Source organism: Microbacterium sp. (genome assembly GCF_051953575.1).
Classification (GTDB): Bacteria; Actinomycetota; Actinomycetes; order Actinomycetales; family Microbacteriaceae; genus Microbacterium.
This window is the reverse complement of sequence record NZ_JBQCIP010000112.1, coordinates 1-12245: the sequence shown is the minus strand read 5'-3', so window position 1 is coordinate 12245 and position 12245 is coordinate 1. Positions and strand designations below refer to the sequence as shown.

Annotated in this window: 12 protein-coding genes; 9 read left to right on the top strand and 3 right to left on the bottom strand. The window is 72.3% G+C overall.

Annotated features, from left to right (window positions below; genetic code table 11):
• The first annotated feature begins 207 nt into the window (after positions 1–207).
• From ACTHNQ_RS07285 to ACTHNQ_RS07245, 9 genes are all read left to right on the top strand, one after another.
• On the top strand, positions 208–858 hold the full coding sequence (locus tag ACTHNQ_RS07285; RefSeq protein ID WP_440332389.1) for a DedA family protein: 651 nt from the start codon (positions 208–210) through the stop codon (positions 856–858).
• Positions 859–870: 12 nt separating this feature from the next.
• Positions 871–2151, top strand: a complete 1281-nt coding sequence (locus ACTHNQ_RS07280) for a histidine kinase (RefSeq protein ID WP_440332387.1) — start codon at positions 871–873, stop codon at positions 2149–2151.
• Entirely contained in the window at positions 2148–2819 is a 672-nt protein-coding gene (locus tag ACTHNQ_RS07275) for a response regulator (protein ID WP_440332385.1), read from the top strand. Before ACTHNQ_RS07280 ends, ACTHNQ_RS07275 begins: the two co-directional genes overlap by 4 nt.
• 105 nt (positions 2820–2924) lie before the next feature.
• Positions 2925–4202 (top strand): acyltransferase family protein, encoded by a 1278-nt coding sequence (locus ACTHNQ_RS07270; RefSeq protein ID WP_440332383.1) that lies wholly within the window; start codon positions 2925–2927, stop codon positions 4200–4202.
• A 76-nt stretch (positions 4203–4278) separates the two neighbouring features.
• A complete protein-coding gene (locus ACTHNQ_RS07265; RefSeq protein WP_440332381.1) occupies positions 4279–5313 on the top strand; it encodes an iron-siderophore ABC transporter substrate-binding protein in 1035 nt (344 codons plus the stop codon).
• 7 nt (positions 5314–5320) lie between these two features.
• Positions 5321–6397, top strand: a complete 1077-nt coding sequence (locus tag ACTHNQ_RS07260; protein ID WP_440332379.1) for a FecCD family ABC transporter permease — start codon at positions 5321–5323, stop codon at positions 6395–6397.
• Between the two features lie 17 nt (positions 6398–6414).
• Positions 6415–7467: a FecCD family ABC transporter permease gene (locus tag ACTHNQ_RS07255; protein ID WP_440332377.1), complete on the top strand. Its 1053-nt coding sequence runs from the start codon at positions 6415–6417 to the stop codon at positions 7465–7467.
• Positions 7464–8348: an ABC transporter ATP-binding protein gene (locus tag ACTHNQ_RS07250; protein ID WP_440332376.1), complete on the top strand. Its 885-nt coding sequence runs from the start codon at positions 7464–7466 to the stop codon at positions 8346–8348. The genes ACTHNQ_RS07255 and ACTHNQ_RS07250 overlap by 4 nt, the downstream gene beginning before the upstream one ends.
• A complete protein-coding gene (locus ACTHNQ_RS07245; RefSeq protein WP_440332374.1) occupies positions 8341–9249 on the top strand; it encodes a siderophore-interacting protein in 909 nt (302 codons plus the stop codon). The genes ACTHNQ_RS07250 and ACTHNQ_RS07245 overlap by 8 nt, the downstream gene beginning before the upstream one ends.
• A gap of 44 nt (positions 9250–9293) precedes the next feature.
• Here the strand turns inward: ACTHNQ_RS07245 and ACTHNQ_RS07240 are convergent, their stop codons facing one another.
• From ACTHNQ_RS07240 to ACTHNQ_RS07230, 3 genes are all read right to left on the bottom strand, one after another.
• A complete protein-coding gene (locus ACTHNQ_RS07240) occupies positions 9294–10658 on the bottom strand; it encodes an MFS transporter (protein ID WP_440332373.1) in 1365 nt (454 codons plus the stop codon).
• Positions 10655–11815: a MalY/PatB family protein gene (locus tag ACTHNQ_RS07235; protein ID WP_440332371.1), complete on the bottom strand. Its 1161-nt coding sequence runs from the start codon at positions 11813–11815 to the stop codon at positions 10655–10657. Before ACTHNQ_RS07235 ends, ACTHNQ_RS07240 begins: the two co-directional genes overlap by 4 nt.
• A 66-nt stretch (positions 11816–11881) precedes the next feature.
• A complete protein-coding gene (locus tag ACTHNQ_RS07230) occupies positions 11882–12211 on the bottom strand; it encodes a metal-sulfur cluster assembly factor (protein ID WP_018170657.1) in 330 nt (109 codons plus the stop codon).
• Positions 12212–12245: the final 34 nt, after the last annotated feature.

The following is a 12245-nucleotide window of genomic DNA, read 5'->3' as shown; positions in this document are numbered from 1 at the left end:
GCGGAAGGAGACGTCCGACATGAGCACGCGGGCGCCCACGCGGATCTCGAGGTCGTGCACGGCGAGCACAGCGGATGTCCGTTCCGTCGAAGGGTGAGTACGCGGCCGACTGGCCAGCCATCCAGTATACGGACTGGTACTTGAGAGGGATGCGGACGGTACCGGAGAGGGATGCCTCCGGCCCCGACGGCTGCGTACCGTGCCGGTGTGGACCTGATCTCCGACATCATCCTGCAGGCGGTCGCCTCACCGTGGCTGTACGCCGCGATGTTCGCCGTGGCGCTCATCGACGGCTTCTTCCCGCCGGTGCCGAGCGAGACCGTGCTCGTCGCCGCGGCGGCGGTGGCGGCATCCACGGGGCGTCCCGATCTGCTGCTGCTGGGAGCGGTCGCGGCCGCGGGCGCCGCGGCGGGCGACAACATCGCGTTCGCGATCGGTCGGCGCACGGGCACGACGAGATTCGCGTGGATGCGGCGGCCCAAGGTGGCCGGAGCGTTCGCCTGGGCGGGCTCGGCGCTCGAGCGGCGGGGCGCGGGGCTCATCCTGGGCGCCCGGTTCATCCCGGTGGGCCGCGTGGCGGTCAACCTGTCGGCCGGGGCGCTGCGCTACCCGTGGCGGCGATTCGCGGGACTCGCAGTGTGCGCAGGCGCATGCTGGGCGGCGTACAGCATCGCGATCGGTCTGCTGGCGGGCGCGTGGCTGAAGGATCAGCCGCTGCTCAGCGCCGGCCTCGGCATCGTGGTGGCGCTCGCCCTCGGTCTCGTGATCGACCGCGTGATCGTGTGGCGTGCACGCCGCGCCGCCGCCCCCGGTTCTCCCACCGGCGCATCGACCGCCTCGGTCGTGTGCGTCGACTGACAGGATGACATCGTGAGCGACACCCCTCCTCCGGCTCCCGCCCCACCGGCCGCGCCTCCCGCGCCGGCGCACCGCCGCCGCCCCGCACCGCGGAGCATCGCGTTCGGCGTTCTGGCGGTCGTCGTGGGCGCCCTGTTCTCGGTGCTGGTGCCGGTGGCGATCTCGCTGTACGGCCAGCCGGCGGCTTTCACGTTCCTGTTCGGCGCGCTGCTGTGCGCGGCGCCGCTGATCGCCGTGCGGTGGCCGCGCTGGGCGATCGCGATGTTCGCCGTCGCCGCGATCGTGCTGCCGCTGCCGATCGCCGGCAACGGCAGCACCTCCTGGCCGTGGCCGTGGTCGGTGCCGGCGATGCTCGTGCTCGTCGCGTTCGTGGCGGTGCTCGCCATCGTCCACGGCTGGAGGCTCGCGCTGGTCGCCTGGCTCGTGGTGATCGGCGGCACCCTCGCGGCCGTGATCGCGCTGTCGGACGCCGTGCCGGTCGTCGCGGCCATCGTGAACCTCGTGATCGTGACGTCGGTGTCGGGGGCCGCGCTGCTCGTCGCCGTGCTGGTCGCGAGTCGGCTGCGGGTGGGCGCCGAGCTCACGCGGGAGCGGGAGCTCGCAGCGCGTGAGCAGGACCGGCGCGTCGTCGTCGAGGAGCGCGCACGCATCGCCCGCGAACTGCACGACGTCGTCGCCCACGGGATGTCGCTCATCCAGGTGCAGGCCTCCACGGCGCAGTACCGCGTCCCCGGCCTTCCCGACGACGCCGTGCGCGAGTTCGACGAGATCGCCCAGACCGCGCGCACCGGGCTCGCCGAGATGCGCCGCCTGCTGGGCGTGCTGCGCACCGACGACCACGTCGCCGATCTCGCTCCCCAGCAGGGGCTGCACGACATCCCCGCCCTCGTCGAGACCGTGCGGCGCGCCGGCGCGGAGGTCGAGGCGACCTACCCGGCGACACCCCGCGCCGTTCCCGAAACCGTGGGCATCGCGGCGTTCCGCATCGTGCAAGAGGCCCTGAGCAACGCCGTGCGCCATGCCCCCGGTGCCGCGATAACCCTGACGATGGATGCGGATGCCGACGCCGTGCGCATCCGGGTGCGCAATGCGCCCTCCTCCCCCGTCGCCACCGCCGCGCCGGCCGCGCCACGCGGACACGGTCTCGTCGGCATGACCGAGCGCGCGGCGCTGGTCGGCGGTAGCGTTGACGCCGCCGCGGACGCCGACGGCGGCTGGACGGTGAAGGCCGTGCTTCCGGTCCCGCCGCCGGCACCGCGGCCGCCTGAGCCGACCCTCGGAGACCACACGTGAGCATCAGCGTCCTCATCGCCGACGATCAGGCGATGGTGCGCGCCGGCTTCGCCGCTCTCCTGGACGCCCAGCAGGACATCCGGGTCGTCGGCCAGGCGCCCGACGGTGCGCAGGCGGTCGCCCTCGCCGCGCGCACGGATCCCGACGTCGTGCTCATGGACGTGCGGATGCCCGAACTCGACGGCATCGCGGCGACCCGGCGCATCCTCGGCCCCTCGTATCCGGCCGCCCGGGTTCCCCGCATCCTGATGCTCACCACCTTCGACATCGACGACTACGTCTACGACGCCCTCGAGGCGGGTGCGAGCGGGTTCCTCCTGAAGGATGCGCTCCCCGAAGAGCTCGTGCACGCGGTGCGGGTGGTCGCCGCCGGAGATGCGCTCCTGGCACCCAGCGTCACCCGCCGCATGATCGAGCACTTCGCCGCGCGGCGCCCGAGGGCCGGCCGGGCGGCAGCGGTCCTGCACGAGCTCACCGAGCGCGAGCGGGAGGTGCTGACGCTCATCGGCCGCGGCCGCTCGAACGGGGAGATCGCGACGGACCTGTTCATCTCGGAGCAGACCGTCAAGACGCACGTCGGCAAGGTGCTCGCCAAGCTCGGCGCACGGGACCGTGTTCAGGCGGTCATCTTCGCGTACGACGCGGGTCTGGTCGAGCCGGCATCCTGACGCCCCTCCCTCCACGGGGTGAGACCACGACGGCACCATGGTGCGATGCCGCCGCGGGCACCGGCTTCCTAGCCTTCGGGGACCGACGTCCCCCGAGGAGGAGCCATGACCGTTGCCATCACCGCGCCCGCGGCATCCGCACTGCGACCGCGCGGCCGCGATCGCGCGATCGATCTCGTCCGCGCCGCCTGCATCCTCGGCGTCGTCGTGCTGCACGCCATGATGGTCGGCGTCGGAGTGGCCGGCGGCCTCCCCTCGTTCGTCAACGCGAGCGACGGCACGTGGTGGATCGTCCCGCTCAGCTGGGTTCTGCAGGTGATGCCGCTGTTCTTCGTCATCGGCGGCTTCTCGGCGGCGACCGCGTATCGGCGGGCACGTACACGCGGATCGGATGCCGTCGCCTTCGTGTCGGGCCGGGTGCACCGGCTGCTGCGCCCGGCGGCGGTGACCATCGGGGTCGTCGGGGCGCTCCTAGCCGTGCTCGGGGCGGCCGGCGTGCCGGGCGATCTGGTCGTTCTTGCGGGGTACCGGTTCGGCCAGCCGCTGTGGTTCCTCGGCGTTTTCCTGGTCTGCCAGGCGCTCGTGCCGGTGCTGCTGCGACTGCATGAGCGCGCGCCGTTCGCCGTGATCGCGATCCTCGCCGGGGCTGCCACGGCGATGGATGTCGGCCGAGCGGTCTCGGGACTCGATGCGCTCGGCTTCTTCAACCTGGCGTTCGTGTGGCTCACCCTGCAGCAGCTCGGCTTCTTCCTCGCCGACGGACGCATCGACGCGCTGCCGCGCCGCACCCGCATCCTCGCAGCGGTGGGCGCGATCGTCGCGCTCGCTGTGTCGTTCGCGAGCGGCATCCACTCCCCCGATCTGGTCGCGAACATCAACCCGCCGACGACGGCCCTGCTGCTCGTGGGCGTCGCGCACACCGCGCTGTTCTCCCTGCTGCGCGGCGACCTCGGCCGGCTGGCCGAGCAGCGTCCGGCACAGCGGTTCGTCGACTTCGTGACCCCGCGGGCGATGACCGTCTACCTGTGGCACATGCCGGTGCTGCTGGGTCTCGCCGGGCTGTCGGCCCTCTGGGCGCTCACGACGGGAATGCCGCTGCCGACCGTCGACGGAGCGTGGTGGTGGCTCACGCGCCCGGTGTGGCTGGCCGTGACCCTCGCCACGACGGCCGCGGTCGCGCTGCTCGCCGCACGCGTCGAAGCGGCGACGCCGCCGCCCGCGACCGGCTCGGCGCGCCACGTCGCGCTCGCGGTCATCGCCGGCGTGACGGGCGTGGCGCTGCTGCTCGTGGTCGGAACGACGGTCGTCACGGCCGCGATCGCCGTGGCCCTGCTGGCGTGGGCGCTCGGGCTCGTCCGCCTGCGTCACGAATTGGCAATCTGAGAGGACGCTGGGTAAGGTTGCCCTTACTAGCCCTGGTTTAGGGCATCCTTACCTAACTCTCTTTCGGAGGACTCCCGTGCGCCCGTCCCGCCCCGCCGCCGCCCTCACGACCCTTGCCGTCGCCGCCGTCGCCCTCGCCGGCTGCGCCGGCACCGCCGAAGACAAGGCCGACGCCGCCTCCGGCGGGTCGGGCACCGACGCCGCGTTCCCCGTGACCATCGAGCACGCGTACGGCGAGACCGTCATCGAATCCCGGCCCGAGCGAGTGGCGACGGTCGCATGGTCGAACCAGGAGGTGCCCCTCGCCCTCGGCGTCGTGCCCGTCGGCATGGCCAAGGTCACCTGGGGCGACGACGACAACGACGGCGTCCTGCCGTGGGTCGAAGACAAGCTCGACGAGCTCGGCGCCGAGACGCCCGTGCTGTTCGACGAGACGGACGGCATCGACTTCGAAGCCGTCGCCGACACGCAGCCCGACGTCATCCTCGCCGCCTACTCCGGTCTCACGCAGGAGGAGTACGACACGCTGTCGAAGATCGCGCCGGTCGTCGCGTACCCCGACAAGGCCTGGGGCACGTCGTACGAAGACATGATCCGCCTCGACTCCGCCGCGCTCGGGCTCGCGGCCGAGGGCGACGCGCTCATCGACGAGCTGCACGGCACCGTCGACGCCGCGCTCGCCGAACACCCCCAGCTCGCCGACGCGAAGGTGCTCTTCTCGTACATCGACCCGTCCGACTTCAGCCAGATCGGCTTCTACACGACGCTCGACACGCGCCCCGGCTTCCTCGCCGACCTCGGCATCCCGGTTCCCGAGGTCGTCGCCGAGGAGTCAGCGGGCACGAGCGAGTTCTACACCAGCGTCTCGGCCGAAGAGGCGGACCGCTTCGCCGACGTCGACGTGTTCGTCACCTACGGGGACGCCGACGGCTCGATCATCCCGCAGCTGCAGGCCGACCCGCTGCTGTCGCAGATCCCGGCGATCGCCGAGGGCCGCATCGCGATCCTCGAAGAGTCCACCCCGCTGGCCGCGTCGGCGAACCCGTCCCCGCTGTCGATCGGCTGGGGCATCGACCAGTACTTCGCCCTCCTCGCCGGCGCCCTCGGCTGATCCGTCCGTGTCGCTGACCGAGCGCGAACGCACGAGCGTCGCCGAGACGACCGAGGCACCCACCGGTGCGCCGGATGCCGCAGCCCTGCGGCGTCCGGCCACCGTCCGGCTGCTGTGGCTCGTCGTGGCGCTGGGCGTGCTCGCGGCGCTGTGCGCGGCATCCGTCGCCATCGGCGTGCGCGCCGTGTCGTTCGGCGACATCCTCGCCGGGCTGGCCGGCGACACCGACGGGATCGCCCCCGCGGCCGTCGCCGCGCGGCTGCCGCGCACGGTGCTCGCGGTGCTCGTGGGTGCGGCCCTCGCGATGTCGGGCACGTCGATGCAGGCGGTGACGCGCAACCCGCTCGCCGATCCCGGCATCCTCGGCGTCTCGGGCGGTGCCGCGCTCGCCGTCGTCATCGGCATCGCGTTCTTCGGCATGTCGGACCCCTACGCATTCATCGCCGTCGCCATCGTGGGCTCGGCCGCGGCCGCCGTGTTCGTCTACGGTGTCGGCTCGCTGGGCAGAGGCGGCGCGACCCCGCTCAAGCTCGCGCTCGCCGGAGCGGCCGCATCGGCCGCCTTCATGTCGCTCGTGAGCGCGATCCTCCTCCCCCGCATCGACATCGTCGAGACGTTCCGGTTCTGGCAGATCGGCGGCGTCGGCGGGGCGACATGGGACCGCATCGCCGTGGTCGCCCCGATCCTCGCCCTGGGCGCCGTGGTATGCCTCATCTCCGCGCGCGGCATGAACTCGCTGGCGCTGGGCGACGAGCTCGCTGCCGGCCTCGGCGAGCATGTGGCGCGCACCCGGCTCGTGGCATCGGCGGGGGCGGTCGTCCTGTGCGGCGCCGCCACCGCCGTCGCCGGCCCGATCGCGTTCGTCGGGCTCGTCATCCCCCACCTGTGCCGGCTGCTCGTCGGCACCGACCACCGCTTCCTGCTCCCGTTCTCGGCCGTCGCCGGCGCCGCGCTGCTGGTCGCCGCGGATGTGGTCGGTCGGGTGGTCGCCCGCCCCGAGATCGAGGTGGGCATCGTGACGGCGCTCATCGGTGCACCGTTCTTCATCTGGATCGTGCGACGCCAGAAGGTGCGGGAACTGTGACCTCGACCCTCCTGCCCGTGTCATCCGCCTCCTCGGCGCAGCGTGCGACCCCCGCGACGGTCGCCGCCGGCCGGCGGCGCCGCGCACGCCGCCGCGGTCTCGTCACCGCGATCCTCGCCGCCGCGATCGTCATTGCCTTCGCGGTCTCGCTGATGGTCGGCCGTTCCTTCTACGGCCTCGACGAGATCGTGCGCGTGATGCTCGGCCAGACCGTGCCGGGCGCCTCGTTCACGGTCGGCGAGCTGCGGCTCCCCCGCTCCAGCCTCGCGATCCTGTCGGGGTTCGCGTTCGGCATCGCGGGCGTCACGTTCCAGACGATGCTGCGCAATCCGCTCGCCTCGCCCGACATCATCGGCATCACCTCCGGGGCGAGCGCCGCGGCGGTCTTCGGGATCGTCGTGCTGTCGCTCTCCGAGACGCTCGTGTCGGTGCTCGCCGTCGCGGGCGCCCTCCTCACCGCGCTCGCGATCTACCTCCTGTCCGACAAGGGCGGGTTCGCCGGCACGCGCCTGATCCTCATCGGCATCGGCGTCGCCGCGATGCTCGACAGCGTCGTCACCTACGTCCTGTCCCGCGCCGCGGCGTGGGATCTGCAGTCGGCCATGCGCTGGCTCGCCGGCAGCCTCAACGGCGCGACCTGGCAGGCGGTTCTCCCGCTGGCGCTCGCGAGCGTCGTGCTCGTGCCGCTGCTGCTCGCGCAGGGTCGCGGCCTCGGCACGCTGCGCCTGGGCGACGACACCGCGGCGAGCCTCGGGGTGAAGGTGTCGCGCACCCGCATCGTCGCGATCGTGGCGGCGGTGATCCTGCTCGCCTTCGCCACCGCGGCGTCGGGCCCGATCGCGTTCGTCGCGTTCATGGCCGGCCCGATCGCCGCGCGCCTGGTCGGTCCGGGCGGCTCACTGCTGCTGCCGTCGGGCCTCGTGGGGGCGCTCCTCGTGCTCGTCGCCGATCTGCTCGGTCAGTTCGCCTTCGACAGCCGCTATCCGGTCGGTGTCGTGACCGGCGTGCTCGGCGCCCCGTATCTCATCTACCTGCTCATCAGGACGAACCGCTCCGGAGGCTCGCTATGACGGCATCCCGCACCCCCTCCGCCACGCACACGCTCGCGGCGCAGGCGGTCACCCTCGGCTACGGCGACCGCACCATCGTCGATCGCCTCGATCTCGACGTCCCGCCCGGCCTCATCACCGCCATCGTCGGGGCGAACGGATGCGGCAAGTCGACGCTGCTGCGCGCCCTCGCGCGCCTCATCGCACCTGCCGCCGGCCAGGTGGTGCTCGACGGCAAGGCGCTGCACAGCCGGCCGTCGAAAGAGGTCGCCCGGACGCTCGGCCTACTGCCGCAGAGTCCCGTCGCCCCCGAGGGGATCGCCGTGGCAGACCTCGTCGGCCGTGGCCGGCACCCCCACCAGAAGCTGCTCGCGAGCTGGAGCGAGCGGGACTACGCGGTGGTGGCCGACGCCCTCAGCGCGACCGGCATCGAGGATCTCGCGGACCGCTCCGTCGACGAGCTCTCGGGCGGCCAGCGTCAGCGCGTCTGGATCGCGATGGCCCTCGCGCAAGAGACCGACATCCTCCTCCTCGACGAGCCGACGACGTTCCTCGACGTCGCGCACCAGGTCGAGGTGCTCGATCTGCTCACCGACCTCAACCGCGAACGCGGCACGACGATCGTCATGGTGCTGCACGACATGAACCTGGCCGCACGATACGCCGATCACCTGTTCGCGCTGCGCGCGGGTCGCGTGGTCGCCAGTGGCGCCCCCGGCGACATCATGACGGCCGACCTCATCCGCGAGGTGTTCGAGCTGGACTCGCTCGTGGTCACCGACCCGGTGTCGGGCGCGCCCATCGTCCTCCCCCGCGGCCGTCACCACGTGGCGTCCCCCGACGCCGCCCCGCGCAGTCCGTTCCCCGCCGCGCCGATCCTGACTGGAGTCCTCGATGGCTGAGCCCGACGTCCCCTACCGCTTCTTCCGCGCCCGTGTCACGGCGATCACCGATGTGACGCCGAGCTTCCGTCGCTTCACCTTCGGAGGTCCCGACCTCGCCGACTACGGCGACCCGGGCCTCGACCAGCGCGTGAAGATCGTGTTCCCGACCCCCGGCGCGTCCTTGGACGCCATGCCGACCGGCGACGACTGGTACATGCAGTGGCGCGACCTTCCCGAAGAGCGGCGCCTGCCGTTCCGGACCTACACGACGCGCTACGTGCGCAACCACGTGAGCGAGGTCGACGTCGACATGGTGTCGCACGACGTCCTCGGCCCGGCCTCGGAGTGGATCGCTCACGCGCGCCTCGGCGACGAGGTGCTGATCTTCGCCCCCACCACGGGGCACGAGGGCGTCAGCTTCGGGATCGACTTCGTCCCGCCCGCGCAGGTCGACGCGATCCTGCTGGCAGGGGACGAGACCGCGGCCCCCGCGATCGCGGCGATCCTCGAGCAGCTGCCTCCCGACGCGCGCGGCGTCGTGGCCGTGGAGCTCCCTCACCCCGACGATGCCGCCTACCTGCCGCGGCATCACGGATTCGACTACCGCATCGGTGCGCGCACGGGTGAAGACCGGCATGCGCACCTCATGACGGCGGTGGCCGAGGCGGCTGCTGAACTCGCACCGGCGGGCGCCGGCGCCGACGTCGAAGAGGTCGACATCGACGCCGACATCCTGTGGGAGGTGCCGCGCACCGCAAAGGGAGGCGCCGCGCTGAAGAGCGCCCGCCTCTATGCATGGCTCGCCGGGGAGGCCGGCGCCATCAAGGCGCTGCGCCGCCACCTCGTGTCGGAGCGCGGCGTCGACCGCCGTGCCGTGGCCTTCATGGGGTACTGGCGTCTCGGGCGCGCCGAGAACTGAGCGCCGCCGGGTTGGCTGGCGCCGCCGGCTGTCCGTCGCGAGGGTCAGCGCACCGACGCCGCCTCGTGTGCATGCCCGAGGCGCAGGCCCGGCACGAGCGCCGCGAGCGCCAGCACTCCGGTGATGGCGAAAACGGCCGGGAACCCGGCGCCCGTTCCCGCGAGGGCGGTGAACACGAGCCCGGCGATCGCGATCGCCGAGGCGGATCCGACCGAGTCCGAGATCGACAGCGCCGACGAGTTGAACCCCTGGTTCTGCGGCGTCGAGTAGGCGAGCGTGAGTACGGTGAGGCGTGGATACATGAGACCCATGCCCGCGCCGGCCAAGCTCCAGCCGGCGATGAGCACGGCCGGATGCAGCCCCAGCAGCCCGGTGAACAGCGCGAAGCCCAGCGCTGAGACGAGCAGCGCCGTGCCGATGAGCGTGATCCGGGTGTTGCCCATGCGATCGCCGAAGCGCCCCTGCACGTCGGCCGCGGCCGCCCACGCGAGCGCGGCTGCCGTGAGTCCCAGGCCCGCGAACGTCGGCGAGAAGTCATAGTCGTCGATGAGCAGGTACGGCACGTAGATCTCGGCGCCGAACAGCGCCCCCGCGATGAGGCCGCGCATGAGCACCACACTCGGCAGGCCTCGCACCGCCCGCAGCGTCCCGCGCGGCAGCAGCGGCCTCGCGGCCAGCCCGATGACGATGACGGATGCCGCCACCGCCGCCCATGCCCACGCCCCGAGCTCTCCGGCGAGGCTGAGGCCCAGGGCTCCCACCGCCACCGCGACGGCGCACGCGACGCGCGGCGCGATGCGCCCGGTGGCCGGCTGGTCGGTGTGCAGCGGGAGTCCGTACAGGCGTGCGACGACCATCGCGAACGCGATGACCGTGAGCCCCGCGACCCCGAGGAACACCCACCGCCAGTGCAGGAACTCGGTCACCGCGCCCGCCAGGAAGGGTCCGATCAGCGACGGCACGACCCACGCCGCCGAAAACGCGGCGAACACCCGGCCGTGCAGGATGCTCGGGTACACCCGCGCCACCACGACGTACAGGGCGACGGTCTGCCCGCCCGTGCCGAGCCCCTGCACGAGACGTCCGGCGACGAGAACGGGCATCGTGAGGGCGACGCCCGCGATCACGAGGCCCACGACGAACAGCGCCACCGCCGTGGTGAGCGGGGCGAGCACTCCCCCGCGGTCGCACCACGCCCCGACGACGACCATGCCGATGACGCTCGTGGCGAGCGTGCCCGCGAAGGCGACCGCATACAGCCGGTCGCCGTCGAGGTCGGCACTCACGACGGGCATGACCGTCGTGACGGCGAGCGACTGCATCGCCGCGAGGAAGATGAGCGCGACGGCGCCGACCGTCACCCAGACGTAGCGGGTGTGCCAGATGCCGGGATCGCTGGGGTCGGTCACGATCGCGCGAGCGCGCCCATGCGCTCCACCGCTTCGCGCAGCAGCTCAGGGGCGCAGGCGAAGTTGATGCGGACGAACCCCTTGCCCTCGGCGCCGAACAGCGGCCCGTGGTGGAGCGCCACCTTCGCTTCGCGCAGCACCTTGACCGCAGGGTTGTCGCCCCAGCCGTACGCCGACAGGTCGACCCACGCCAGGAATCCCGCGTCGGGCGGCAGATACCGCGCCTCCGGGAGCGAGGCGGCCAGCAGCTCGGCGAGCAGGAGGCGGTTGGCGGCCAGCGCGGCGAGCAGGCTCTCCAGCCACTCGTCGCTCTCGGGTCCGTAGGCGGCCACGTTCGACAGGGCTCCGAAAAGTCCGGTGCGCCACTCGACCTCCCACGGCAGCGTCCGCAGCAGCTTCGCCTGCGCATCGCCGCCCGCGACCATCACCGCGCACTTCAGGCCGGCCAGGTTGTACGTCTTGCTGGCGCTGGTGACGGCGTAGCCGACGCGGCGCGCAGACTCGGACGCGGTGAGGAACGGCGTGAAGGGCTTCTCGGGGTACGCCAGCGGGCCGTGGATCTCGTCGCTGATGACGGGCACACCGAAGCGCTCGGCGAGGTCGGCCAGGGCGGCGAGCTGCTCGGCGGAGTGCACGGTGCCCGTCGGGTTGTGCGGGTTGCACAGCAGGACGGCGCGCGCGCCGTCGGCGAGGGATGCCTCCACCCCGGCCAGATCGATCTCCCAGCCCGTCTCGCCCGCGACGAGCGGGACGCGCTCGACGACGCCGCGCGCCTCTTCCACCGTGTCGTAGAAGGGCGGATACACCGGGGGCATCACGACGACACGGTCACCGGGTTCGATGACGAGGCGGAGGATCTCGACGACGCCCATCATCACATCGCCGGTCCAGAACACGTGCGACGGATCCACGGTCCAGCCCCACCGGCGGTCGGCGAAGCCGACGAACGCCGCGCTGAGCCCCGGCTCCGGAGGGGTGTAGCCGGTGTCGCCGAGCTCCACGGCGCGAGCAAGCACCCGGGTGATCGCCGGAGCGAGCGGGTAGTCCGTCTCGGCGACGAAGAACGGCAGGACGTCGTGCCCGTACTTGCGCCACTTCGTGCTGGAACGCTGACGCAGCTCGTCGATGGGCAAGGCCTGAAGGGGGGTGACGCTCACCTTCCGAGCCTATCGATCACTCGGGCAGGCGAGCGTCGCGGCGTCACCCGCCGAAACCCTGGCCGGTCAGATCGCGAAGCCGAGCGCGCGCATCATGTCGCGCCCGTCGTCGGTGATCCGCTCGGGGCCCCACGGCGGCATCCACACCCAGTTGATGCGGAACCGCTCCACGACGTCGTCCAGCGCCTGCGCCGTCTGCTCTTCGAGCACGTCGGTGAGCGGGCAGCCGGCTGAGGTCAGCGTCATGTGGATGACCAGCGCGTCGTTCTCGTCGTCCCACGCGAGGTCGTAGATGAGGCCGAGGTCGACGACGTTGATCCCCAGTTCGGGGTCCATGACGTCCTTGAGGGCCTCTGTGACCTCGTCGTACTTCTCGGGCGTGAGAGTAGCGGTCATGGGTACGATCCTACGCTTCGCTGCCCACGGGGGC